General features: G+C 41.5%; 31 protein-coding genes. 21 read left to right on the top strand and 10 right to left on the bottom strand.

What is annotated here, in order from left to right; genetic code table 11:
* Positions 1 to 178: 178 nt before the first annotated feature.
* The 3 genes from ACR5KR_RS33405 to ACR5KR_RS33395 form a co-directional block, all read right to left on the bottom strand.
* Positions 179 to 1222 carry a chemotaxis protein CheW gene (locus tag ACR5KR_RS33405; RefSeq protein ID WP_448269631.1) on the bottom strand — a complete coding sequence of 348 codons (1044 nt, stop codon included), beginning with the start codon at positions 1220 to 1222 and terminating at the stop codon, positions 179 to 181.
* The gene (locus tag ACR5KR_RS33400; RefSeq protein ID WP_448269630.1) at positions 1212 to 2771 is read right to left on the bottom strand and encodes a CheR family methyltransferase; all 1560 of its coding nucleotides are present in this window, start codon (positions 2769 to 2771) and stop codon (positions 1212 to 1214) included. The genes ACR5KR_RS33405 and ACR5KR_RS33400 overlap by 11 nt, the downstream gene beginning before the upstream one ends.
* Before the next feature lie 275 nt (positions 2772 to 3046).
* A complete protein-coding gene (locus ACR5KR_RS33395) occupies positions 3047 to 3214 on the bottom strand; it encodes a hypothetical protein (protein ID WP_448269628.1) in 168 nt (55 codons plus the stop codon).
* A 275-nt stretch (positions 3215 to 3489) separates the two neighbouring features.
* On the opposite strand from ACR5KR_RS33395, the gene ACR5KR_RS33390 reads away from it, so the two are divergent.
* The 5 genes from ACR5KR_RS33390 (at position 3490) to ACR5KR_RS33370 (ending at position 5889) form a co-directional block, all read left to right on the top strand.
* Positions 3490 to 3756 carry an NAD(P)H-binding protein gene (locus ACR5KR_RS33390; protein WP_448269626.1) on the top strand — a complete coding sequence of 89 codons (267 nt, stop codon included), beginning with the start codon at positions 3490 to 3492 and terminating at the stop codon, positions 3754 to 3756.
* Between the two features lie 91 nt (positions 3757 to 3847).
* Positions 3848 to 4120, top strand: a complete 273-nt coding sequence (locus ACR5KR_RS33385; protein ID WP_445632258.1) for a hypothetical protein — start codon at positions 3848 to 3850, stop codon at positions 4118 to 4120.
* Between the two features lie 322 nt (positions 4121 to 4442).
* Positions 4443 to 4676 carry a hypothetical protein gene (locus tag ACR5KR_RS33380; protein ID WP_445629452.1) on the top strand — a complete coding sequence of 78 codons (234 nt, stop codon included), beginning with the start codon at positions 4443 to 4445 and terminating at the stop codon, positions 4674 to 4676.
* A 284-nt stretch (positions 4677 to 4960) separates the two neighbouring features.
* A complete protein-coding gene (locus ACR5KR_RS33375) occupies positions 4961 to 5116 on the top strand; it encodes a hypothetical protein (RefSeq protein ID WP_448269624.1) in 156 nt (51 codons plus the stop codon).
* Between the two features lie 80 nt (positions 5117 to 5196).
* On the top strand, positions 5197 to 5889 hold the full coding sequence (locus ACR5KR_RS33370; protein WP_448269622.1) for a DUF2996 domain-containing protein: 693 nt from the start codon (positions 5197 to 5199) through the stop codon (positions 5887 to 5889).
* Between the two features lie 115 nt (positions 5890 to 6004).
* Here ACR5KR_RS33370 and ACR5KR_RS33365 read toward each other — a convergent pair whose 3' ends face one another.
* Entirely contained in the window at positions 6005 to 6502 is a 498-nt protein-coding gene (locus tag ACR5KR_RS33365) for a TM2 domain-containing protein (protein ID WP_448269621.1), read from the bottom strand.
* Between the two features lie 698 nt (positions 6503 to 7200).
* On the opposite strand from ACR5KR_RS33365, the gene acsF reads away from it, so the two are divergent.
* Positions 7201 to 8277 carry a magnesium-protoporphyrin IX monomethyl ester (oxidative) cyclase gene (gene acsF / locus ACR5KR_RS33360; RefSeq protein WP_445629449.1) on the top strand — a complete coding sequence of 359 codons (1077 nt, stop codon included), beginning with the start codon at positions 7201 to 7203 and terminating at the stop codon, positions 8275 to 8277.
* A gap of 178 nt (positions 8278 to 8455) precedes the next feature.
* Here acsF and ACR5KR_RS33355 read toward each other — a convergent pair whose 3' ends face one another.
* Together ACR5KR_RS33355 and ACR5KR_RS33350 are read right to left on the bottom strand one after the other, a co-directional pair.
* A complete protein-coding gene (locus tag ACR5KR_RS33355) occupies positions 8456 to 9670 on the bottom strand; it encodes a type I restriction endonuclease (protein ID WP_448269619.1) in 1215 nt (404 codons plus the stop codon).
* Between the two features lie 309 nt (positions 9671 to 9979).
* The gene (locus ACR5KR_RS33350) at positions 9980 to 10426 is read right to left on the bottom strand and encodes a hypothetical protein (RefSeq protein WP_448269617.1); all 447 of its coding nucleotides are present in this window, start codon (positions 10424 to 10426) and stop codon (positions 9980 to 9982) included.
* Positions 10427 to 10586: 160 nt separating this feature from the next.
* Here ACR5KR_RS33350 and ACR5KR_RS33345 point away from each other — a divergent pair, with 160 nt between their 5' ends.
* The gene (locus tag ACR5KR_RS33345; RefSeq protein WP_448269616.1) at positions 10587 to 10952 is read left to right on the top strand and encodes a hypothetical protein; all 366 of its coding nucleotides are present in this window, start codon (positions 10587 to 10589) and stop codon (positions 10950 to 10952) included.
* A 564-nt stretch (positions 10953 to 11516) separates the two neighbouring features.
* Positions 11517 to 12029, top strand: a complete 513-nt coding sequence (locus tag ACR5KR_RS33340) for a hypothetical protein (RefSeq protein WP_322685102.1) — start codon at positions 11517 to 11519, stop codon at positions 12027 to 12029.
* A gap of 115 nt (positions 12030 to 12144) precedes the next feature.
* On the opposite strand, the gene ACR5KR_RS33335 is transcribed toward ACR5KR_RS33340, so the two are convergent.
* Entirely contained in the window at positions 12145 to 12720 is a 576-nt protein-coding gene (locus tag ACR5KR_RS33335; protein WP_445629446.1) for a thioredoxin family protein, read from the bottom strand.
* 145 nt (positions 12721 to 12865) lie between these two features.
* Positions 12866 to 13081 carry a chlorophyll a/b-binding protein gene (locus tag ACR5KR_RS33330; RefSeq protein WP_114083012.1) on the bottom strand — a complete coding sequence of 72 codons (216 nt, stop codon included), beginning with the start codon at positions 13079 to 13081 and terminating at the stop codon, positions 12866 to 12868.
* 174 nt (positions 13082 to 13255) lie between these two features.
* Here ACR5KR_RS33330 and thyX point away from each other — a divergent pair, with 174 nt between their 5' ends.
* The 5 genes from thyX (at position 13256) to dut (ending at position 16962) form a co-directional block, all read left to right on the top strand.
* A complete protein-coding gene (gene thyX, locus ACR5KR_RS33325; RefSeq protein ID WP_445629445.1) occupies positions 13256 to 13978 on the top strand; it encodes an FAD-dependent thymidylate synthase in 723 nt (240 codons plus the stop codon).
* Between the two features lie 100 nt (positions 13979 to 14078).
* Positions 14079 to 14960 (top strand): Rpn family recombination-promoting nuclease/putative transposase, encoded by an 882-nt coding sequence (locus ACR5KR_RS33320; RefSeq protein ID WP_448269613.1) that lies wholly within the window; start codon positions 14079 to 14081, stop codon positions 14958 to 14960.
* A gap of 83 nt (positions 14961 to 15043) precedes the next feature.
* Positions 15044 to 15298: a DUF433 domain-containing protein gene (locus ACR5KR_RS33315; RefSeq protein ID WP_448269612.1), complete on the top strand. Its 255-nt coding sequence runs from the start codon at positions 15044 to 15046 to the stop codon at positions 15296 to 15298.
* Positions 15299 to 15510: 212 nt separating this feature from the next.
* Positions 15511 to 16428 carry a dCTP deaminase domain-containing protein gene (locus ACR5KR_RS33310; protein ID WP_448269611.1) on the top strand — a complete coding sequence of 306 codons (918 nt, stop codon included), beginning with the start codon at positions 15511 to 15513 and terminating at the stop codon, positions 16426 to 16428.
* Between the two features lie 99 nt (positions 16429 to 16527).
* Positions 16528 to 16962 carry a dUTP diphosphatase gene (dut, locus tag ACR5KR_RS33305; protein WP_448269609.1) on the top strand — a complete coding sequence of 145 codons (435 nt, stop codon included), beginning with the start codon at positions 16528 to 16530 and terminating at the stop codon, positions 16960 to 16962.
* Positions 16963 to 16991: 29 nt separating this feature from the next.
* Here the strand turns inward: dut and dcd are convergent, their stop codons facing one another.
* Entirely contained in the window at positions 16992 to 17561 is a 570-nt protein-coding gene (dcd, locus tag ACR5KR_RS33300; RefSeq protein ID WP_448270413.1) for a dCTP deaminase, read from the bottom strand.
* Positions 17562 to 17647: 86 nt separating this feature from the next.
* Positions 17648 to 18184, bottom strand: coding sequence for a P-loop NTPase family protein (locus ACR5KR_RS33295; protein ID WP_445629440.1), 537 nt, complete (start codon positions 18182 to 18184; stop codon positions 17648 to 17650).
* 449 nt (positions 18185 to 18633) lie between these two features.
* Between ACR5KR_RS33295 and ACR5KR_RS33290 the strand changes: the two genes are divergently transcribed.
* From ACR5KR_RS33290 to rnhA, 8 genes are all read left to right on the top strand, one after another.
* Entirely contained in the window at positions 18634 to 19257 is a 624-nt protein-coding gene (locus ACR5KR_RS33290) for an adenylate kinase family protein (protein WP_445629439.1), read from the top strand.
* Positions 19258 to 19632: 375 nt separating this feature from the next.
* The gene (rph, locus tag ACR5KR_RS33285; protein ID WP_448269607.1) at positions 19633 to 20376 is read left to right on the top strand and encodes a ribonuclease PH; all 744 of its coding nucleotides are present in this window, start codon (positions 19633 to 19635) and stop codon (positions 20374 to 20376) included.
* A 272-nt stretch (positions 20377 to 20648) separates the two neighbouring features.
* Positions 20649 to 21371, top strand: coding sequence for a 6-phosphogluconolactonase (gene pgl / locus ACR5KR_RS33280; RefSeq protein ID WP_448269605.1), 723 nt, complete (start codon positions 20649 to 20651; stop codon positions 21369 to 21371).
* Between the two features lie 324 nt (positions 21372 to 21695).
* Positions 21696 to 22571, top strand: a complete 876-nt coding sequence (locus ACR5KR_RS33275; RefSeq protein ID WP_448269603.1) for an FHA domain-containing protein — start codon at positions 21696 to 21698, stop codon at positions 22569 to 22571.
* Positions 22572 to 22648: 77 nt separating this feature from the next.
* Positions 22649 to 22780, top strand: a complete 132-nt coding sequence (locus tag ACR5KR_RS33270; RefSeq protein WP_445629435.1) for a hypothetical protein — start codon at positions 22649 to 22651, stop codon at positions 22778 to 22780.
* Between the two features lie 149 nt (positions 22781 to 22929).
* The gene (locus tag ACR5KR_RS33265; RefSeq protein WP_448269601.1) at positions 22930 to 23673 is read left to right on the top strand and encodes a M50 family metallopeptidase; all 744 of its coding nucleotides are present in this window, start codon (positions 22930 to 22932) and stop codon (positions 23671 to 23673) included.
* A 105-nt stretch (positions 23674 to 23778) separates the two neighbouring features.
* Complete coding sequence (locus ACR5KR_RS33260; protein WP_448269600.1) at positions 23779 to 24048, top strand: hypothetical protein; 270 nt, start codon at positions 23779 to 23781, stop codon at positions 24046 to 24048.
* Positions 24049 to 24164: 116 nt separating this feature from the next.
* Positions 24165 to 25073 (top strand): ribonuclease HI, encoded by a 909-nt coding sequence (gene rnhA, locus ACR5KR_RS33255; protein WP_448269598.1) that lies wholly within the window; start codon positions 24165 to 24167, stop codon positions 25071 to 25073.
* Positions 25074 to 25126: the final 53 nt, after the last annotated feature.

Raw genomic sequence — 25126 nt, 5'->3', positions numbered from 1 at the left:
TTGGGCTTTGGGAAAAGTTACTGGGTTTGGGTTAAAAGCTTTTCTTTTCCCTGCCCCCTGCTCCCTGCTCCCTGCCCCCTGCCCCCTGCCCCCTGCTCCCTGCCCCCTGCCCCCTGCTCCCCTGCTCCCCTGCTCCCCTGCTCCCCTGCCCCTTTCCCCCGCTTGCGTCACGAAAGCGTTAGACTTCTTCATTAACAACCAACACCTCTGAAGTCAGCAATTTAGACAAATTGATAATGCTCATCATCCGATCGCGATAAGGTGCGACACCTTGGAGATAGTCGTCTTTGGCAGAATTCAAGGCAATTGGAGGCGCGGTCATTTGGGAGGGATGAATATACGTCACATCAAAAATGTCATCGACGGCAATGCCCGCCACTCGTCGATCCAGACGCACGACAACGGCTTGCTGATGCAATCGCACCCCATTCATGGGCAGATCGACTACATTATTGATGTTAATTAAGGTGACAATTTCGCCCCGCAAGTTGATGTTGCCAACAATGTGCGGCGGACAGCAGGGAATTGGGGTAATCTTGTGAATCTCGGTAAACTCATGCACCGTTTCTAAGCCAAACCCAAAGTACTCACCCGCCAACCCCACAACTGCTAGAGGCAAAAGCGATGCCGAATCCTCGTCATCAATCGAACACCGCAGAGTTTCAGTTCGCTCTTGCAAAATCTGTCGCTCCTGGGAATCGAAATGAGCGTATAAGCTCTGATTTAGGGCTGAATCAGAGGGGTGTTTTAGTGCGTCATTGACTGAGCCGTTGTTAAAATCAGACTCTATAAAAGCGTGCTGCATCAACAGTTCGGGATTGAGCAATGTAACGATGCCGTCCTCAAGGTTGGCAATACCAGTCACCAATCTATCCGGCAAACTCTCTTTCGATCGATCGCAAACATCGGCAGCGATCCGATCGAGTGCGATCGCTTGCACGCTATCCACTTGATTGACGATGATTCCGATTCGTTGAGTTTGCCACTCCACGACAATCATGCTGTCAGTCAATTGAAAAGGGGGACGTGCTTGTTCTACAAGGCGATATAAATCCATCACGGGGAGAAACTTTCCTCGCAGATTAATCACGCCTAAAATTGTGCTGGAAGTTTGTGCGATCGCAGTCACTTCTGGCAGAAAGAAGAGTTCTTGCACGGCTGTAGCCGGAATGCCATAGCGTGAATGATTGAGTTTAAACATTAAATAAGATTCATGGCTCATAACTAGTTGAATTTAAGTGCTTAAGAACGTGTGCTTTTAGTTGAGCAGTGGTTTGCTGATTATGGGAATCGACCGCTTCTTGAGGTAGATTTTGCAAAATTTCTAGAAGCGATCGCCAGGTTTTTTGAGCCTGTTTTTCATTTCCCTCTCGTTCGTATATAGAACCCAATTCCAGGTGAGCAGTAACAGAATTAGGAGCGAGATAAATAATACGTTTTAAGAATAATTTGGCACTGTCGCGATCTCCCTGCTCTTCGGCGATTTGAGCCAACAAATGATAAGGTTCGATCGCCAATGGGCTGATCTGGAGTGCCTGCTGACACGCCTGATTCGCCTGGGAGTAATCGCCAAAATTCGCGTAAGCTTCTGCCATCAAACAATATGCTTGAAAGTGTTGGGGGGCAACAGCAATCAGTTGTTGGGCTATTTGAATGACATCGGCATAAGCTTCTTGAATTAGCGATTCCTTGGCTGCATCTAAAAGAGTTTGAGTGTTGGCGCTCGCGTCCAAGTCCGTCTCCAAGCTGGAGAGAGAGGGGTAAAAAATTTCGGTTTCCCTGCTTTCAATGGCAGCAGGTGTTATGGTATTCAAGACTTTGCTCTGCTCCTTGAGTAAGCTATGTCTTTGATAAACCGCAGATTGTGGAAAATTTTTGATTTGAAATGGTTCAGTTTTTTGCCCGTGTAATTCCGTGTGTCCTGTGAGCAGAAACCCTCCCGGTGCCAGAGAGCAGTAAAACTTGTCTATAACTTGGGCGATCGCCCTGAAGTCAAAATAAATAAACACATTGCGGCAAACAATCAAATCGAAATCGTGAATGCTAGACGCGTAAGCAAGAAAGTTATCCTGCATCAGGTTTCCAGGTTGAAATGTAACCATTGCTTGAATAGCAGGATCGATTTTCCAACCTTTTTTGTGGGATTGAAAGTAGCGATTTTTGATTTCTTCAGTGGTTGTCCGAAAAGACCAATCGCTGTAAATTCCTTGTTGAGCCAGGGCGATCGCGGGTTGATTAATATCTGTGCCTAAAATCAGAATGTCCCATGTCTGATTGTCAGGGATTAGTTCCTTCACCAGAATGGCAAGTGAGTAAGCTTCTTCACCAGTCGAACACCCGGCACTCCAAAGGCGTAATGTCGGCCGATAAAATTCTCCATTAGCAGCGTTGTACTGAGTTAAACTAAGCTTTCGTTTGCGCTCGATTAACTCTGGGAGCAGCTGATTTTTGAGCAGCGACATCTGCCCCTCATCCCGAAAAAAATAAGTTTCAGTGACAGTGAGTAAAGAAATTAGTTCTTGCCACTCTGTCGCACCAGGAACTAATTGATTTCTTGCCACCAAGAACTGATAATAATCATTGAGCGAGCATAATCCCAGCGCCCGGATGCGAGTTAAAAGATTTTTCTTTAATCTATCTTGATAGTGTGGCTTGATATGAATGCCGAATATATCAGCAATCAGATCGACCATCTGTGACAAACTAAAGTCATCACTGTGTTGAGAATTGGATTCAAGTAAAATGGGGCGATCGCCGAGCGTTTGATTCATCACTACATGATTTTCGAGCCGATACGCTTAGGTTTCCCATTTCAATCTCTTTATTCGGATTTGTATGATATTTGGTAGCGAAGCTTAACGAAGTTATCGCTACTTGAAGAAATAGGCAATACGATTATTCCTTTGGGCAACGGTGGTGATGAAAGTGCTTCTCGCTGGATGAAGGCGGCTGGTATTGCCATCGATGAAGAACACGATCGCAAGGTGGCGAATGCCATCAGTTAGTAGTGGAACGGGTTGAATACGGGGTTAATGCGGTTAAAGAATTACTCTGTACCCTGACGATTGATGAGCGGTGAAGCGTGATACTGGAGTTTGAGGATGTTGACACGGACAAATTTGCTCAATGGTGACAGATGCCCCACAGTGGACTGAGTGGATGGCGTGATTTTTTGGGCACAGATCGCGATCGCTAAAAGGTCAGTTCCTCGCAAGCAAAAAATTTACTTTTTAAAAGCAGGGCTATTTAAGCAATAAATGCTTATTAAACCTCATCTATGTTGAAACCTAGAGTTTTTTAAAAAATATATTTTTGTAGGTTGGGTGGAGTGAAACGCAACCCAACATTACCACTAAATTTTATGTTGGGTTACGCTATCGCTGCACCCAACCTACAAAACTACGGTTTTCAAGGTAGACGAGGTTTATTTGTACTGAAAGTGTTATTGATGGCTAAAATTTCAGTATGCTCTAACAAGAATCGCCGATCGTGCTGAAAATTTTAGTCACGGGTGCTACTGGCAATGTCGGTCAAGAAGTTCTGAGTTTACTGCAATCCCACGATTGTAATATCTGTGCTGGAGTTAGAAATCCAAACAAGGCTAAACACCTCTTAGGTAACAATATTCAGTGCGTCCCCTTCAACTTTACCAATCCTGACACCTTCGAGCGTGCTTTTTTTGAAGTCAATAAACTTTTTTTAGTGCGTCCTCCTGCCCTTGCTAACATTCCTAAACAAATGACCAAGGACAAATGACAAAGGACAACCCTCTCCTGAAGGAGACGCTGCGCGAACACTAGTTAACTTTATTTGCGCCGACTTACTTAATTCAAAATTATTTATGATGATGAACATTGGAATAATCGAGCCAAAAAATAGCGGGTTTTTAGAAGTGATGCCAGAGGGAGAAGGCAGCGACTACTGGCAGATTGCAGCTGTACACATCAATGGCCAAGTCTTCTGCCCTAGCCCTCGCCTTTATCGCAATGAGCAGGTGGCATTAGCGCAAGCTGCACAAATTTATGATTGGCTAGCTGACCACGAGCCACAAATTAGTGCTGGGGGTTGCTACTGCTCCGAGTTGAAGTTAGCGCTGTGGCATCAACCGAAAGTTTCTTAGTTGCCCAATTCATCCAACTTTGGCTAGAAAAGAATTTTAGAAGCGCTAAGGTATAGCAGGGGACAGGGAACAGGGAACAGGGAATAGGGAATAGGGAATAAATGTGTACTGAGTTTTTTTCACGCAATCAAATACGAGTCCTATATGTTATTGCCAGTATTTTTCTCAAATTCTTAAGCTAGAGTTAAAAAACTTTAATATTTGTAATATTTAAAATCAAAAATTATTTTGCTCTGGTTGTTGAATCACTCCGGCGAGAGAACAACAGAGATTGTAGAAGAGGTTAGATGTAATTTGACAACAACCTTTTAAACCTAAGTTTATGCAGCAAAATTCTTTGATATCAGTCGAGGAAAAAGAAAAAATATTTCATACGGAACTAGTCAAATACGGTGTGGAATACGAACAAGCTCGAAAAGCAGCACAAATCTTAGCTTACAGTCAACCAGATGAGCTCTTATCACAACAAGACAGACAAATAGTTACACAAGCATGTCACAAGTGGTCAACAGAGCGTAAACGCTACAAACGCATCATTTCTGTTGTAGATTCTTGAAGGCATTAAGCAGATACTGTATAGAAATTTAAATTAATCACGCTCTATCAATGAAGTAGTAAAAACCCTGTACCAAAAGATTGCTCGGTTAGACGTTTTGATCGATAGACTTATTGGCATTGTGGGGAATTGGGTTTGGGGAAAAAGGGAAAGCGGCTCATAAAAACCCTTTTCCCAATAAAGATGAGTCCCTTTCCCCCAAGAGTGCAAAAGTAACTTTTGCAAGAGGTCTAATAATGCTGGCGTCTATCCAGACAATCATGTAAATATTCTTACCATTGACCGTGAGTTACTTGATTCCACAATCAATGCCAACGCCTTTGACTGCGATCGAGGATCGCAAAGACGCGATGAATCGCTGTCAAGACGAAAGACTGATTATTGTAGAGACGGTGATTTTTTATCGCGTCTCTTACCTTAACCATTCTGCACAGCGGTAGTAGTATGTCAAAATAAGAGTACCCGATACATCAAGGTGAGCGATCGCTCCCAAAGCTAGATTAAAGGATTGACCTGAGCAATGGCAGACCCAACCAATCACAATCAAGCGGGAGAAGTAGCTCCCAGCACTGTTGACCAGCAAGCTCCCAGTGTAGCTGAAGAACACGCTCCTAGTACAGACTCACCCGAAGCCACAGATATTCCTACTGCCAACGCGCCAGATCCTAAAGCCGCAAACCCCGAAGATAATCCCAATGCTGCCAAACCAGCTGCTGCATCACCCAAGCGAGAAAAACCCGCCGCCGCAGCTAAAGCCGCAAAAGCAGAAAAACCCGCCGAGGACGACGCAGAAGAAAAACCCGCCGCCGCTAAAGCCCCTAAAAAGGAAAAAGCCCCAGCTGTTGAAAATAAGCCATTTGTAGAGTTCATTGAGCAAGACTACTTGCCAGCTTTACAAAAAGCGATCGCTCAAAAAGGTGTGAAAGATTTACAGGTGTCTTTTGCCAAGCAGAAGATGCCAATCACTGGCTTTGAATCCGCCGAAGAATGCTGGCAAATTATTGGCAGTTGGTCAGAAATTGGTAAGCGTCAGTTTAACCTGTACTTCCCCGATGAAGATATTCAAGGAAAAAAGGGATTTTCTTGTAATGAAGGCAAAAAACCTAGCACTCTTGAGTCATTCTTAATCGATGAGCGCAAAATTACCCTCGATTTGTTGGTATATGGCTTAGTTCAGCGCTTGGACGGTCAAAAGTGGTTAGGTAGAAATTAGTTATTAGTTATTAGTCATTAGTCATTGGTCATTGGTCATTGGTCATTGGTCATTGGTCATTGGTTTTTAACAAATGACAAATGACAAAGGACAAAGGACAAATGACTAATAACAATTAAAGCTCGTGGAAATGGTAGGTAACGGCTCCAGTATCGGGGTCGTTATCAATTTTTACATAACCTGATTTGTACATCTCTTTGAGAGTAGCTTCCACTTCAGCAAAGCTGCCTCCCGTGAATTTTACGCCTTGAGTGACAGTTAAAATACCACCCTTGTTTTCCGCCGCTTCAATCAGTTTCACCATCAGTTGGTTGCCTGTTGGTTGATGGACTTGAGAAGCAACGACTGCTTGATTCAACGGTACACCAAAGGGAGATACACCCGCTTTTAATCTCAAGTTATGTTCGTATTCGTCTACCATGTTGGGGATAAAGAATAAATCCACGAACTGCCCTACACCAAATACACCACCAGTCAACAGCCATAACAAACCAGTTCCGATCTTGCCATTGTAGAAACGCTGCAATCCTCCTACCCCGATAAATCCGACTGCACATAAGATATAAGAGACAAGAAGTCGGTCTTTATGCTGCTGATTGTTTTCAAGATTCATCTTGTTTTCAACCTTTTGGATTTACTCTTGTTGTTTAAAATGTTTTTGTGGGACTGTTTTTTATACTAAGTGCTAATCGCTAGACTTACATCTTGTACCAGTTGCTTTCTAACAACTTTCGTAATAGACACTGCTGTTCTGATTTGAAGTTGTGGGCATTGTCTAATCTAGAATTATTGAAAAAGGTGCAAAAAATAACTAAAGCACTTAGACTTTCCAGTAATTATGCTACTCATGGATTGTTAATTTTAAGCTCTCTAATGTATTAATAGAACCCCATAAATTTATTGTAGTAACAACCACAGAAAATTACTGAAATAGTAGTGCTTTGAAAATCAAGAGGTAAGTGCTACTCCACTTAAACGAGATAATGGTGCTTGCTAAACTATATTTATTTGACTACCAATCCGCGATTTTTGATTCCGCAAATATTGAATGATTGTTGCAACTCTTAATGTTTTGCTTAGAAATTTCTCACCCGCACCTTGGTAGACTGAACTTTATACAATTTGATTACTGTGGGCTGTTACGGTTTGCCAGAGTATTTCTGGTGAGGCAGTCCGGTCTTTTCCCAAAGGGAGAGACTAGCGCCAACGGGGTTTCCCCATAAGGAACTGCCGTTACCGTGGCGGTAGAGACGTAGGAACGTCACCCGAAAGGTCTACTTAAGATAATAAAGACGAAAGAGAAATCAAGACATGGTAGATTCCCTCAAAAAACCAGGCTTTGAAGAAATCCGGCCAGGGATTAAAGTCCCGGCAAAAGAAACCCTGTTAACACCTCGGTTTTATACTACCGATTTTGATGAAATGGCCCGGATGGATATCTCCGTCAATGAAGACGAGTTACAAGCCATTCTGGAAGAGTTCCGAACTGACTACAACCGCCACCACTTTGTTCGGGATGCCGAGTTTGAACAATCCTGGGATCATATTGACGGGGAAACTCGCCGATTGTTCGTTGAATTTCTAGAACGTTCTTGTACAGCAGAGTTCTCCGGCTTTTTGCTGTATAAGGAACTTGGCCGTCGCTTGAAAGGAAAAAGCCCTGTTTTGGCAGAGTGTTTTAACCTGATGTCACGGGATGAAGCGCGTCACGCTGGCTTTTTGAACAAAGCTTTGTCGGATTTTAATCTGTCCCTAGATTTAGGGTTTTTGACTAAGAGTCGCAGTTATACCTTCTTTAAACCGAAATTCATCTTCTACGCTACTTATCTTTCTGAGAAGATCGGTTATTGGCGCTACATCACCATTTATCGCCATTTAGAAGCACATCCCGAAGACCGGGTTTATCCAATCTTCCGGTTCTTTGAGAACTGGTGTCAGGATGAAAACCGTCACGGTGATTTCTTTGATGCGGTGATGAAATCTCAGCCACAAATGTTGAATGATTGGAAAGCACGGCTGTGGAGTCGGTTCTTCCTGTTGTCGGTGTTTGCGACAATGTATCTCAATGACATCCAACGCAAGGACTTTTATGCCACCCTTGGATTAGATGCACGAGAATACGATATCCATGTAATTAAGAAGACCAACGAAAATGCAGGTCGGGTATTCCCACTGATGCTGGATGTAGAGAATCCAGAGTTTTATGAGCGGTTGGATGTTTGTATAAGCAATAATCAGAAGTTGGGTGCGATCGCTAACTCCAACACTCCCAAATTCTTGCAATTCTTCCAAAAACTGCCGCTTTACATCTCCAACGGCTGGCAGTTATTGCGGCTGTACCTGATGAAACCGATTGATACTGTTTCTGCTCAAGGGGCAGTTCGTTAACTCATAACAGATTTGCGAAAGCTTTGGTGGTTCTGCTATTGCAGAGCCACTTTTTTTGTCCTTTTTCAAGCCAATGATTACCAATATGTCAACCAATTAGTAGTGCGATCGCTAATTTGTTAGCAGGCAAAAATCGGAGATAGTTGCTTAGGTGTAGTTTTGTAGTAGATATCTTGAGTTAAGCTGATCTCTCCATTCTAATTAAGTCTGGAGTCAATGTTTGATGCTTGGCTGCTTCTACCTCGTAACATCTGAGAATCAGTGATGTCAGCTTATCTAAATCACTGACAGAGGAAATAATTACTTTTGATGCGGCATCTCCCAAAGAAGCTGTTACTTCCTGCACTTCAAAGTTTGAAGCTAGCGACTTTACTTCATCTACACTTAGTCGAGTAACAAAACTTTTTTTCTGCGAAGATAGATACAGCCGCAGAAACCACCAAGTACTTTTGCCAACAAGATTGATACCAAAGTATGAAACAGTATCTTTGTATTGGAGTTGATAATTGTAACTCGTTGAGGTTTGCGTAATTGCTTTAATTTTTTCAAAAGCTTCGATTTCTTCAGCAGTTGTTACTACTTTTGATTCTTGAGGATCTGGTTGTATATCCCCTGCTTCAATATCTATGTCTATTGGAGGTTCAACAGGCTGATCTATTACTGGAGTAAGTGAGCGAGTCATTAACTCTACTAAACTTCCCTGAATCGACTTTTTAACAATTGGTTTGAATTTATCAATAATTTTACCAGTAATTCGACCTTTAATTTCATAACTAGGAGCAACTGTACCAAGTTCAGTCACTAAAAAGCGAACAAATTCTTCAGAAGGAGAACGTAAAAGATTTCCTAGAAGTTGAGTCATGCCTTTTACATAAACCATTTCCTCAGCATGGTTGGTAATAGCTGTAACCTCAAAATTATCACGGTGAAAGAATTTGAGGTTATCAATATCTTTAGTATCATATTCCAGGATGTTAAAAGTAAAAAATGGCTCCTTGTCCATGACATTTGTTTCACGCAAGTCTGTAAAAAAACGGTATTCAATACCGTTGGTGACGATAGCTACTTTTGTTGTCGAAAGTGCATTAAAATATCTGCTCAATTGTCCATCATGTGCCTCAGCTTTTTGACCACGGGCTTTTGCTTCTACGAGCATAACTTTAGTACCGTTAATAGCTAAGGCGTAATCTACCTTTTCAAACTGCCCTGCTTTTTTGATAGCAAAATCTGCCACGTATTCCGGTATTACTTCACTAGGATCGTAGACATCGTAGCCAAGAACACTCAAAAAAGGAACAATCAGTGCCATCTTGGTAGATTCTTCACCAACAACTTGGTCAGCCCGCTTACGGACTTGTTCAGATAGCTTGGTAATATCTTCAGTAAATGCCATATTGCTTGCTCCTGGTAGATTAGTAAGTATTGATACGTCTTTTTTGTAAAATAAGAGTGATTGTAAAGTGACGTAGTACGTTTGAATTGAAAGTGTTAGTGCGATCGCCTTTTTTATCACTCCTATAAAAGTATTCCCAAATAAGTACCAGCCTGTAACACTCATGACTTGTTCACAGGTGCAATGGCATCAGTAATGAATAAGAATAAATCAGAATGATTTTTTATGAAGCTTCAGCCTATAGCGATTCTCAAAAAAATGCTCAAGCTATAAAGCCCACGGATGAATTCGTGGGCTTTTTAATACAAGTTAACTTGCCCTTGCTGCTTTGTTTCCATTGTGGTTGCCATTTTTGCTGCCGTTACCGTTCGCACTGGCAATAAATGACGGTTGCTCTAAATTAGAAACAGGTGATTCGCCTCGCAGTCCCTTGCGGCGCTGGTTTTTTGGAACACCTCCCGCCATACCATACTCCACACTACTTTTACCATACTGAGTGGCAACTCCCAAGAGCATGTGCTCTGCCATATCTGCCAACTCGCGCTCTGTTTGGAGCATTTCATGGTACAACTTATCCAGGTTGGAAAGAGCAGTGTTATATAGATTTTCTCTAGTTCGCATTGTCTCAATTAGGGTTGAGAAGGACGGTAGGGTAAGTCCATTGCCTAGATTTAAATTCGGATCGATTGAGTTGATGCTAGCAGCACGACGCACTGCTTTTTCTAACACCTGAGAGGTTCTTTTTCTCCGAGCCATGATATGAACCTTGCAATCCAGTACGGTTAATATTCTTTACTTTAAAAAACTTCCGTATCGATCGGCTTGAGAAAACTCCAGCAATTCTCTAATGCTTTTTGTTACATAGCAATGTCGTAATTAATGCGCGATATACCGAAATGAGAAAGCAATCAAGCTTTTGAGAAAGCAATATGTCTTTTTGCTTGCTAAATCTACCGAAATGAGAAAGCAATCAAGCATTTTGAGAAAGCAATATGCCTTTTTGCTTGCTGAATCTACTGAAATGAATGCGCGATATACCGAAATGAGAAAGCAATCAAGCATTTTGAGAAAGCAATATGCCTTTTTGCTTGCTGAATCTACCGAAATGAGAAAGCAATATGCCTTTTTGCTTATTAAAATCGACTCAATCGGGTATCAATACTTTTCGGATAAACCCAACAATCTCTCTTTTGGTCTAGGGGATGGGTTCCTCTTGCTTCCTAAACTGAAACCGTACATGAAACTTTCGCTTCACACAGTTACTCATATTTTGCTGCTTTGAAATGGAAATCTTTGCTCTTTCTTCTTTGCAAGACGCGCAATGGGCAGACCAAAATATTGCTGAGTCAATAAATTTTACTTTTTACTCAGCAATATTTTGGTGAGAAAGGTTTTCGTGAGTTTTTACGGATATAACAGAAGCCGACATTAGGATACACTGGCATTTGAATACACCGGAAGTTCATCAGCGACTTAGTTTGTCGCTTCTGGTGACTTCCTTCCTAGTATCTTATTGCTTTTGGCTGTATGAAACTTACTCCAATCTACGGTAAGTCTCCCTGAAGAAGGTTTTTAGCATCTAAAACGACTACCACTGTTTTGAGGCTATAGCCTTAGAATATTTACAAGCTTTACTTACGAATTAGCTCTGTCTAGATAAAAGTACCATTTTTACTGTGTAAGCTGACATTCTACCTGTTTCATCCAGATTTGTGTAGCTTATTAACAAATCAACGGATTCATTAATATTAAGCCTGCTTTACTATTTAGTTTCTTAGCCCGACCTATTAGACAGCTAGAGTGTTCATTTCACTTTGTTCAATAGCTTTTAGCCCTTATCGCTCCCATGCTGACCCATCACCGCAAGCCCGTGTGCTTATCACTTATTTCCACTGACCTACCGATCTGGTCTGTTGTCGAAACTGCCGCGACATTGTATCAAAAAGATACCGATCGATTTCATTTACTGATGACCGCACCGCCTTTAATTAGCTGCGAAGTAGAGAGTGTCATCAGTCCAGAAGACACACTTCCTCAAAGCAAGAGCAAAGCTTACGCCCCTAACAGTCCCAGAATATTGTGGCTGGAGATTTCCCCTTACCGAGTCATCATGACTATGCAAGGTAATGCTCAAGTGAGTTATCGTCACTTTTGGGAACAGGGTGTTTATGGCATTAGTCGCTATTGGTTGCCAACTGAGTCATTGCAACCTAACGATCCGATTCGTTTACGAAATTTTACTCGTAGCCTAACTCTCAACGGACATCCTTTACCAGAGAATTTGCGGCTGGAATATGAATTGTGGGCAGAAAAAGTCCAATTAGGATACTACATACTGAATTTGGAAATTAAACATTAATAGTCGTGGGCAGTAGGGAGTAGGGAGTAGGGAAAAGTTTTTACAATACCCAATGCCCAATGCCCCATGCCCAATACTTCGACTTCGCTCAGTACAAGTGCCCAATGCCCAATCCCTAATAACTGGGTTGGTTTCCTGGTTTCCATTTAATATTGCAACCAACACTCGGCTTTTGCTCGCTCGTAACAGGTTTACCCGCTAGCACTGCTTCAATGGCTGCGCGTAAATCTGCACCTGTTACAGGTTTACCGTTACTGGGGCGGCTATCATCTAATTGTCCCCGATAAACAAGTTGGCGTTGGTCATCAAATACAAAAAAATCTGGTGTGCAAGCTGCTGTGTAAGCCTTCGCCGTTTCTTGGCTCTCGTCGTAGCATAAAGTAAAATTAAACCCTTGTTCTGTTGCAAATGCTTGTAACGACTCTGGCGCATCATCTGGGTAATTTTTTGCATCGTTAGCACTAATAGCAACGATCGCTAAATCACTTGTAAAATAATCTCTTCCTAACTGCACTAATTCTTGTTGGACGTGTTTTACAAACGGGCAATGCCGACAAATAAACATTACCAATAGTGCTTTTTTATCTGCAAAGGTAGAAAGTGAAGTTGCCTTTCCAGATACTACTTCCGGTAGATTAAAATCTGGCGCTTTAGTGCCTAGCGGCAACATAGTTGAAGTAACTAAAGCCATAGTTCACCCAATATTTTTACGCTGATAACTAACGGTTTTTGTTATCAGTATATTTTCACTCTAGCACTAAGTTTTCCATAAAATAAGAGACGGTAAATTTACCGTCTCTTGCATTTTTTGAGAGTTATGTTAAATAAATTAGTTTTTACAGATTTGCCAAAACACCAACAATACCGTGTCCTGTGAATACTTCTAATGCTATCAGAGAGACAAAACCAATCATTGCTAAACGACCGTTGAGCATTTCTGCATAAGGAGTGAAACCAGTGCGATCGCCTTGTTCATCTATATATACTTTTGGCTCGATCGCAAAGTTGTTCAGTTTTCCTTGGTCATCAATAATAGCAGTGCTTGTACGCATGGGTTTTTACCTGTCTTCTGTTTATGTAAATAACTGTAACAAATTTATTAAAATTTGTAAAGTATCTTCATCTAATCGAGTAGAAGTCCAAGCCAGAGAAGAGATATGATGATGAATCGAGTTCAAAGCCATGTCTAAGTACTCTGTCTAAGCAATCCCAGTCACCAACAGCTAATGCATCGATTTCGAGTAGAGGTTATTGCCAAAACACCAAACCCGCAGCAGGTGATTTATGCCGCGATGCACCAGGATTATACTGATGGGTTTGTGTTTGATGAGCGCGACTCCTGGCCTTCTGAGTCACAAAGCGGCGAAGTTATTGTTAAGCGGCTTTTAGCAGGTGAGAGGGGACACTATGGGCCTTTAGAGCATCCCCAAATTGTTTTCAACTGTGGCTACTTTCCCCACAGTGTGATGCAGCAGGCGCGGACTCATCGCGTTTCTGTATCATTTGATGTACAATCTTTTAGGTACACAGGCAACCAATTTATTGATGTAGTAGAAGGAAAGAAAGACATAGAAGATGTTTTTTATCTACGTCCCGTAGGTTATTACACTGATAGACAAGGCAAAAAGTATTACTATTCACCAGAACAACGAACAGCAGATTTAGAGTGGTGTCTAGAAGCAGCTAAACGATATAAAGCTGATTTTGAGGGTGGAATGTCTGAAGAACACGCCAGAGGTAAAGTACCTTTTGACTATCGCCAGCATTTTGTAGTTAGTTTCAATTTAAGGTCTTTCTTGCATTTTTGTGACCTGAGAAATAAGAAAGATGCTCAATTGGAAATTCAAAAGTTGTGTGAACTGATGTGGCCTCATTTTGAAGATTGGGCACCTGCGATCGCACAATGGTATGAAAAGCAGCGTCTAGGTAAAGCCAGGTTAGCACCTTAGATAATGCCTAAAAGTTGACACAATTTACGGTAGGATAAGGCGAAGCGATTATCCTCAGATTTACTGGGTTTGATTTAGGGCGATCGCATCTATTTTTTTGATGAACAAAGCTGTCGATATTAGTACTAAAAAATTAATCAGCCTTGCACCAAATAATTGGGCAAAATGGGTGACAGGAATTCTCGACATTGTTACAGGCGAAATCTTAAATACAGAATTCCAATGGATTAGCCGACAAAGCGATGTTGTAATTCCGGCTGAAAGTCCCCAATACGGAAAATTTCTCATCCTCAATGAGTTACAATTACGCTACACATCAGAAATGCCGCGTCGGATGCGTGCTTATGCGGCTCTTGCGGAAGAGAAATATAAACTACAAACCTACCCTGTACTGATTAACATTCTCAAAATCAGCAACAGCGAAATATCTACAAGCTTTGCATCCAATTTTATCGGCTTAAGAGCAATTCAAGATTACCGCGTAATCAATCTCTGGGAAGTTGACGTAAATATTGCTTTTGAGACACCGTTACCTTCACTGCTTCCCTTTGTACCAATTCTCAAAGGCGGAGAAAACGAGTCTACAATTAGGGAAGCATTGCGAATGTTGCGTGCTGACGAGCAATTAAATCAACTTGAGACAGTTCTGGCATTTTTTGCAACCTTTGTATTAGAAAGTACTTTAGTTCAGGAAATCATGAGGTGGGATATGACAGTCTTAAGAGAGTCACCTTGGTATCAAGAAATTTTACGTGAGGGACAAGCACGAGGAGAAGCACTAGGACGAGTAGAAGGAGAAGCACGAGGAGAAGTACGTGGAATAATCTCTAGCATCGAAACAAGTTTAGAGGCGAAATTTGGTAGCGATGGTTTGGAGTTGATGTCGCAAATTTCACAAATTTCTGATTTAGAGCAATTGAAAGAGATTTTACGCAGAATTGTTGTAGCAAATACAATTCAAGAGTTACGGAATGTTTTGTAGGATAAAGCGATCGCACCAACTCCTGCCTGAGAGCTAGAATATGATGAAAGTTTAGACTATCTCATATAGACTTTTGTAGGACGATGGATATTCAAAAAGTTCTACGTGATCGACGAATTATTTCCTCCGATCCAGATATTATGAGTGGTATTCATGTATTTGTTGGAACACGGGTTCCATTGCAGACTTTTTTCGACTATCTAGAAGGTGAATCAGGTTTAACCGAATTCTTAGAAGATTTTCCACATTTGCAAACTCAGGTGTTGCAAATTTTGGAGGTGATTGCAAAAGCAATTCTGAATCAGGAGCAAATTATTTATGCTGATTCTGCTGGATGAAAATCTCCTGAGTAAGAATTTGAAGAAGCCGTTTATAGATGCAGGACATTCAGTGCAAAATGTAGAAGATATAGGTTAGCGTGGTGTCAAAGACAAGGAACTTTTGGCTTTAGTAGATAGACAATAGCCTGTCTTAATTCAAATAAGTACTATTACTGAGACTATCTTAAAAATTATAGTTTTATAATAGCCTCGTTGTACAAATAATTGCTATGCTGTCCGACCAAGATATAGAAATATTACTTAATAAAGAGATTGTTATTTATCCATATAGACCAGAGAAAGATTTAACACCTGTTGGCTATAATCTTAACCCAAGTGATTTTGTGTTTTCTATAACGCATAAATGTTTAATTAAAACAACTTATAATTTAGAAGGTAATAAAGTATTTAAGATTAAAAGACATGATACTGTTCTGATATTGACACAAGAAGCAGTATGGGTTTCACAAAAAATAGGAGGTACTTTTCATTCAAAAGTAGGTGTGGTTTCACTTGGTTTTGGTCATATCTCTACCACACTTGATCCAGGATGGGCAGGCCCATTATTAATTTCGTTAAATAATCCCACAGATATCGAATTAGAATTGCCAGCAGAAAAATCTTTTGTGACTTTAATATTCTATAAAGTTAGAAAGCCAGCTTTGCGAAACCATGATAATTCACCTAGTAGAGTGGATTTAATTGAACCAATATCTAAGCAAGTTTCTTTTAACCGCTCTAACAATAAAAGCAAATATTTTAATTTTCCTAATACAAAAGATACTCAATTAGAACAAAATCAAGCGCAATTTATTGTAGCATCGCATAAAATAATTGCAGATCCTTTAGCTTATAATGAATTTAAGGAAAAATTTAAAGAGCTATCTAAAAATTCTAATCGTTATATTTTAAAAGGATTAAAAATAAATGCAAGAAAAGAGTTTTTAAATTCAATCTTTTTCTGGATGTTAACAGTATTTGAAGTAGTTTTATGCTTAATTTTATTATTAAAGCTTACTTCGGGATTATTTCTTCTTGTTTACCCGCTTAATCTAACTATTAACCTAATTGATACAAATGGTTTTTTTGCGATAATAGCTATTCTAATTTCATGCTTACAGCTAACTGTTAATATGAAACAAAAATAGATAAAATGTTTTTTAATATGGCGTAAATAAATATAATATATATTTATTTATGCAGCATATTTTGCAAAGTATCGCTCAAAATAATCATGGCCCAAACTTATGGACAATATACTAAAAGTTAAACTGCTTGGAGACAAAGCTCGGTTACCAGAATATGCTCACGAAGGAGATGCTGGCTTAGATTTATTCTCTACAGTAGAAACTGTTATACAACCTGGAGAAAGTTCTTTAATTCCTGTTGGTATTATAATTCAATTACCATCTAGGACAGAGGCACAAATTAGACCTCGTAGTGGTCTTGCTTTAAAACATCAAATAACTGTTTTGAACTCCCCAGGAACTATAGATGAAGGCTACCGAGGAGAAATTGGAGTAATTTTAATTAATCATGGTAAACTACCATTTACTATAGAAATAGGTATGAGAATAGCACAGATGGTTATCAAACCAGTTTTATCAGTTTCCATTAAAGCTATTGAAGAACTAGATATAACTTCTAGAGGTTCGGGAGGATTTGGATCAACAGGAACGTGAATTAAATTGAGTTATTTAGAAATATTCAGTTATACCTTTGCCAATGTAACAATTTCTAGCTGATCCTGATATTTACCCTGTCTTGCTTCATAACTAATAGCGCAGGGTTCGCCTTCTAAAAATAGCAATTGCACCACTCCTTCATTAGCGTAAATCCGACAGTCTGCGCTAGAAGAATTGGAAAATTCTAAAGTTAAATGACCTCGCCATGCAGCCTCAACAGGCGTTAGATTTGCTATTATCCCACAACGTGCATACGTAGATTTTCCAATACAAATTACAGTAATATTCTCAGGAACCTCTAGTTTTTCTAGAGCAACCCCAAGTCCATAGGAATGAGCAGGTAAAATAAAATAACTGCCATTAGCATCGGTATGCAGTGCTGTTGGCTCCAGATTTTGAGGATTAAAGTTTTTGGGATCGACCACAGTTCCGGGAATGTGACGAAAAATACGGAACTCAGCCGGAGAAAGGCGTATATCATAGCCATAAGAAGATAAACCGTAGCTAATTACAGGTTGAACCGCTACAGATTCATCTTTTTGCACTTTTCGGATTAAACTTGGCTCAAAGGGCGAAATTAGACCCTGTTGAGCCATTTCAGTAATCCAGATATCGTTTTTAATCACAACTTCACAGCTAATTCAAACCGAATTACTAGGATATCCTGAATTGAGTATTTTGTTTAAGGTCGATAACTCCGACGGATTTCTGTAATTTGATCTGCTACATCTAAGAGGGATTTCGGCATCTCTGGCCCTGTGAGAATGATATCGACGTGGGGAGGGCGTTTTGCCAAAAACGCTAAAACTTCCGTTTCAGGAATTAAACCAAAGTTAATCGCTAAACTTAACTCATCTAACACTACGAGAGAATACTTACTCTGACACACAACTTGTTGTGTATACTGCCACAGCTTTTGTAAGGCTTGATTTTCTGTATCGTCTAAATGTGGTGTATCGATACAACGAGGCAAATCACAGCGAATCCAATCTAAATTTTGTCCTAATTGTATAGGTCGATCTTGTCCTTGGCGGATACCTCCTTTAAGAAACTGTACTATTAATACTGGCGTTCCTTGTCCAGCTATTCTCAGTGATTGAGCCATCACACTTGTGAAAAAGTTACGATGTGAGCTAGTGAAAACTTGCACTAGACCTTCAACTGGATATGGTAGAGTTAGGGTTGAATTGATACTTTGAGTTTCTAGCTGGGCAACCATAAAGTTAAGTTCAAAAAAATACAATAAGTAAAGGGTTATTACTGGCGGTAAAACTGACAAATTTGCCTGTATAATCAATCTGTTTTTCACAGGTGTGGTGAATTTGGCAAATTGCATTCTTAGTCAACACTAGGTTTGTATTGAAGTCAAGAGTTCTGCTTGATTTACAGCAGATTTCAGGTAAATGAAGTACATAGACAAAACCCGAAAGCCTGTAGAGACTTTGCATATAACGTCTCTAGATGTAGTTTGTAAAACCGCTAACTGCTGTAAGTTTTCGTCTTTTCTCTGTAATGAGTTGTAAAAATGAAAACATAAAATCTCTAGTTCCAATTATTTAAAAAAGCTAGGCACAACGCCTAAAAATCGCTAAATGTTAAATTTGTCGGTTGTTTGGGCAAAACAGACTTAGCTAGTAGTGAATTTGACAGGATGAGGAGTAAATCGTTGTGAGATTGGTGATTCTGGGAGGTTCAGGATCGGGAAAAAGCACTCAAGCACAAAGGCTTTGCAGATACTTTGATATTCCTCTGATTTCCACAGGTGAGATTTTACGAGAAGCAATATCTGGCAATCAGCCCCTGCCGGAATTTCGATGGTTGGAAACCGATCCCCGGACTTCTCTTTCGGTTTACGCTAGCTTGAGTGAACTTGGCTACCACGCACGGCCCTACATGCAAAAAGGGGAGTTAGTTCCAGACGAAACGATCGTTGAATTGATCCGAATTCGCCTCAGACAACCAGATATTAATTGCGATTGGGTGTTAGAAGGCTATCCTCGTACTGCCTTCCAAGCTGAAGAATTAGATTTTTTATTGGATGATTTAGGGCAAAAGCTAGATTGGGCAATTTATCTCCAAGTCCCGGAAGCAGTTATGGTTAGTCGATCCTTGGGGCGATCGCTACCAGATGACCAACCAGAAATCGTCCAGCGCCGTGTAGAATTATTCTACGATCGCACCATTCCCATCCTAGAATATTACGATCGTCGTCGCTGTTTATTGACTATCAACGGCGACCAATCACCAGAGATGGTGCAGCAAAATATTTTGACTCTGCTTTCAGTTCCTTAAAAAAGAAGCAGGGAGCAGGGAGCAAGGGGCAGGGGGCAGGGAGATGAGGGAGACAAGGGAGACAAGGAGATAATTCAAAATTCAAAATTAAAGACATTTCAGACGGGGATTTAAACCCCGACTGAAACTGGTGCTACATATAATAGATGTAGGGGTCTTAAACCCTTGAACTTACGATAAATAAAACTCCTAACTCTTAACTCTTAACTTCTAACTCTTGACTCAGCACGGGCTAAACGCCCCGCTATCGCTAACAGCACGGGCTAAACCTTAGCTTTCCGCTAACAGCACTTCTAACGCCCAATGCCGCAAAAATGATGATTTACAACACTAAGGTAATCTTAAGGCAGTATTGTAAAACTTGAGGCAATTCCAATGGCTTGGCAGCGTCCTGATGGTCGGATTCCCTACGAACTACGTCCGATTAGCTTTCACCCCAGTTTCACCCGCTTTGCCCCCGGTTCTGTTCTCGCAAGATGCGGTGATACTCAGGTACTTTGTACCGTTAGCTTTAATAAGGGAGTTCCGAAGTTTCTCGAAGGAACTGGCAAAGGCTGGTTAACTGCTGAGTACCGAATGCTACCATCTGCTACCCAAAAACGCCAAGAAAGGGAATTATTGAAATTATCTGGACGGACGCAAGAAATTCAACGTCTAATTGGACGTAGCTTACGCGCCGCAGTGGATTTTGAGGCACTGGGAGAACGCACGCTGACTGTAGATGCTGATGTGTTGCAAGCAGATGCCGGAACTCGGACAACAGCTATTACAGGCTCGTTTGTGGCGTTGGCTCATGCAGTTTCTAAATTGTTGCAAGAAGGTGTGTTGGAGCGATCGCCTTTGTGTGGACAGGTAGCGGCAGTTTCCGTAGGATTACTGGAGAAAGAGGCATTTTTGGATCTAAATTATATCGAAGATGTGGCTGCAACAGTAGATTTTAATGTGGTGATGAATCAACATCTGGGAATCATTGAAGTCCAAGGAACAGCCGAAGAAGGCAGCTTTAGCCGCACTCAGTTGGATCGACTGCTAGATGTCGCCCAAAAAGGAATTCAGGAATTGTTAATCGCCCAACGTGAAGCCATCCCTGGCTGGGAAAAGTTGTTTGCGATCGATTAGTTTTATTAATTTTTAATAAGAATTAATAAATGTATGCTTTGTGGCGTGAATCAACAAAGTATCAAGTAACTGGATGTAAATAAAAATAATCATCACAGTGGTTAGTAGTTGGTACGACTCACTACTGACAACTTACGGTAAAAGGTGATAAGGAGGGTCTATATTTTCCAGTCTACTTAATCCACGATGTTAAATGTTTCAAAAGTTAAAAAGGGGGATTGTAATAAGTTCGGTATTGTATTGCCAGAAGCCAGCAATATGATGATGAAGCCATGAACAAAACTGTTGAAGTTCTACCGGATCAGCCGGCGCTGGTTGCACGAGCGCTAGAATTAATTCTGTCCAAGTTAGAAACTGCCATTAAGCAGCGGGGGCAGTTTACTATCGCCTTATCTGGCGGCAGTACACCTAAACCGTTATACGAAGCGATCGCTACTCAAAAACTGCCTTGGGATAAAATTCATATATTCTGGGGAGATGAGCGTTACGTACCACCAGATCGCCCCGATAGCAATGAACTGATGGCACGTCGTGCGTGGCTAGATCGTGTTGACATCCCAGCGGCTAACATTCACCCCGTACCAACTTTAGAAGCCAATCCAGAACTGGCTGCTGCCAAATATGAACAACATCTCAAAGAATTTTTCCATTCTTCTGGGGTCGAGTTTCCCCCCTTGGATGTAGTATTACTAGGAATGGGTGATGATGCACATACTGCATCTTTGTTTCCCCATACAGAGGCTTTGAAAGTACGCGATCGCCTTGTGACTGTGGGTAATAAAGACGGAAACCCCAGGATAAGTTTCACATACCCCTTCATCAACTCTGCTCGTAGCGTGATTTTTCTGGTTGCTGGTGCTAATAAACGACCAGCTTTAGCGCAAGTTTTTGCACCTGTAGCCGATGACTTCACTTACCCATCCCGTTTAATTCAGCCCCAAGGAGAACTTTGGTGGCTGCTGGATGCGGCAGCAGGTTTGGAACTTCAACATTGAACAATGGGGCATTGGGAATTGGGCATTGGGAATTGGGCATTGGGCATTGGGCATTGGGAGTACTAAGTAATGAGTAATGAGTAATGAGTAATGAGTAAGAGTTATTCTCCCCCTGCTCCCTGCTCCCCTGCTCCCTGCTCCCTGCTCCCTGCTCCCTGCCCCTCTGCTCCCCTGCTCCCCTGCCCCTCTGCTTCCCTTCCCCGTGTAAGAGTGTCCAATTTATTGTTCCATTAGCAGTAATTGCTAGAATCTAAAGCTAGGGCCGCCCTCTGCTTGCCAGTCCTAACTATATTTATGATGATCTTGAACAAAGGCTAAATATCGATGATCGTCTGCCCTAATTGCAATCATCCCAACCCTGACGGCGCTGTCCAATGTGAAGCTTGTTATACACCATTACCTGCGACTACTAATTGTCCCAGTTGTGGGGCAACTGTGCAGGCAGATGCTGCATTCTGCGGTCAATGTGGTTATAACCTTCACTCCGCAGGTGTTCCACACGTTCATCCCGCAGTAGCTACAACAGTTACTCCCGATATTCCCGTGGAAGTGCCAGCGTTAGTTCCACCCGATCCACTGTTAGAACTTTTACAACCAGATGCTTTGGGAATGAGTAAATCTACTAACTCCCATCCTCCGGAATCATCTTTACCACCAACAGAGATGGCAGTTCCCCCAGAACCTGTGCCACAGATACCTGTTGCAGAAAGCAGTCCTCCAGAACCTGTGTCAACCGTTGTAGCTCAACCTGTAGTCTCTGGACAAAGTAGTATTCCGACTCCACCACCTGTGGAGCCAGCACCAGTCTCCCAAGCCGAAGTATCCCCGCCAGCAGCACCAGCACCAACTGCTGCCAGAACGCAATTGCAGCAGGTTACAGCGCGGTTACTCCACATTCAAAGCGATCGCTTAATTGAATTGCCGCAAAATTTCTCTGTGATTCATATCGGCAAGCCTAATGACCGGATTCCTCCAGATATAGATGTTTCAGGGTTTCCCAATTCCGAAATTGTCTCGCGGATTCATGCAGATATTCGTGTCGAGGGAGATGCTCATTATGTAGAGGATGTAGGAAGTTCTAATGGCACTTACATTAACAATTTGCCACTTTTACCAGGGAACCGTCATCGCTTGCGACCAGGCGATCGCATCAGCTTGGGTAAAGGAGACTTAATGACATTCCTGTTTCAACTTGCTTAACTGATTATCACTCAATTGTGACATCGGTCTAAGTATTTTCTGCCCATCCTCCGGCATCCATTTTGGAGGATAAACACTTGAATCGTATCATACAAGCGACGGATGGCTATGTTGTTTTTGATAGCGCCATAGTTTACAGCCGTCGCTTTGAAGTGCGAATTGTTGCATTCCTCAGCAACCCTAATACCTCAATAATTACATTAGGATAGATGAAAATATACTGTCAAGATTAAATTGAAGGAATAATCTATAATCTAAAATCCAAAATTGAATGCCCCACGAATTAATCGGGGGATAATCTTAATTCCAAAATCTAAAATCTAAAATCTAAAATCTAAAATCTAAAATTGAGTAACCTATGAGGAAATCAAACAAAAATTTTGAACCCTTGCTGACTAAAGAAGCCCCGTTAGTTGTTGAGCGTATGGGGCTAACCTGGCTAGTTGGAGCAGCGATCGCAACTGCTTTGTTGTGGCAAGTACCAGGAGGAGATTATATCTTATACCCATTTACAATTCTGGCAACTTGGTTTCATGAAATGGGTCACGGTTTAATGGCACTGCTATTAGGGGGACAATTTCAGAAGTTGCAGATTTTTAGCAATGGTTCTGGTGTTGCAACTTATGGCATCCGGTCGTCATTGGGGCCAATTGGCCCAGCAATAATCGCCGCCGCCGGGCCAATGGGGCCGCCTCTTGCCGGTGCAGCTTTAATTCTGGCTTCCCGCAGTTTTACAGCAGCTACCCTCTGTTTGAAAATTTTAGGAAGTTTTTTGCTGTTGTCCGCATTAATTTGGGTACGTTCCTGGTTTGGATTAGTAGCAATTCCTTTACTGGGTTTAATAATCTTAGGTATCGCCCTAAAAGCCCCTCGCTGGGCACAAGGTTTTGTCATTCAATTTCTGGGCGTACAAGCTTGTGTAAGTACGTACCATCAACTTGATTATCTATTTAGTAGTTCTGCTGGCCCCCTTGGTGCTTCTGATACAGCGCAAATGCAGCGATATTTGCTTTTACCTTACTGGTTTTGGGGCGGGTTAATGGCGATCGCATCTCTGGTGATTTTAATCCAAAGTCTCCGCGTTGCTTATCGTTCTGAGTAATGATTAGACCGGAATCAAAGAAGAGTTTTCCTGACGAAGGTCTATTAAGCATTGGGAAAAAGAGATTCGTGCTTTTGATAAGGCAATCCAACAAGCGGGTAAAAGATGGGGACAATAAATATGCAGATTAGCGATCGCCCTCTTGCAATAACCAATTCAACCCTCAGTACCTTGATTGCTGAATTAGGTACAGAATGCCTGAAAGTACAAGCCTTAATTAACCAGTTACAGTTAACTCGTTTAACTGCGAACCAACAATCTGAAATTCTAGCAGAACTCCTAGCTGCTGCGGTTCATCTCTATAATCATAGTGACGAAGATTTTCAGACGCTAATTACTGAAGAAATGGAAAATTTGCCTGATGATGAGGATTAAAGAAGAATTCCGAAGTCAGGAGTCAGAATTAAGAGTTTTTATCAGTATAATAGCCTGGATATTGTTAAAAAATTCGCCGCTAATAACTCTTGCCTTCGCGGTTTGATACTCTAAACATGTCCACCCAACCCATAATTCAAAGCATATACACCGATGGTGCTTGCACCGGTAATCCTGGCCCTGGCGGTTGGGGTGTTGTCGTCTACTTCAGCGACGGCTCAATCCACGAAATGGGCGATGCATCCCCTCATACCACTAATAATAAAATGGAGATGCAAGCTGCGATCGCTGCCCTTCAATTTCTGCAAACATCTCAACAAGCCCAACCCATCACCCTTCATACCGATAGCGAATACCTGATTAACTGTGTTACCAAGTGGGTGAAAGGCTGGAAAAACAAAGGCTGGAAAAAGTCAGATGGTAAACCCGTCCAAAACCAAGACCTTTTAGAAACCTTAGATGAACTCAATACCCAACAAGTAAAATGGCAATACGTTCGAGGACATTCTGGTAACATAGGTAACGAACGTTGTGATGCGATCGCTCGCACTTATGCTAGTGGCAAAATCCCTTCGCTACAACAATTATCTTTCACAGATTTTCATAAATCTTTACCTACCAAAAATGACCTAAATGTAGCAAAAGTAGCTGATTATGAAAAAAACTCTCGAATAACTAACCAAAGTCCCCAACAAATCAGTACTTTTGCACCAGAAATAACCTTTATGGAACCATCAACTGGGCCAACTGCGGCCGTGACCGATGAAAAACCGCTAGAAATGAGGGTTTCGCAACTCCGCAGCTTGGTCGAAACTCTGCGTATAGCTGACGAAATTTCTGAAAAAGGCTACTTAATCACCAGTTCTGAGTTAGCAGACTTGATGGATGTCCACGCCAGTGCTGTCACCAGTCGTGGAGATCAATGGCGCTGGCGAAATTGGATAGTGTCACGGGTACGCCGTGAAGGAAATCAAATTCTCTGGGAATTGGAACGCGGGGATCAAGTAGGAAGTGAAGAGGAGTAGGGAGCAGGGAGTTAGGAGTTAGGAGTGAGGAGTGAGGAGTGAGGAGTTGAAAA

The organism is Nostoc sp. DSM 114159 (genome assembly GCF_053470285.1).
Note: the sequence above shows the minus strand (reverse complement) of the source record. Positions and strands in the feature narration are given on the sequence as shown.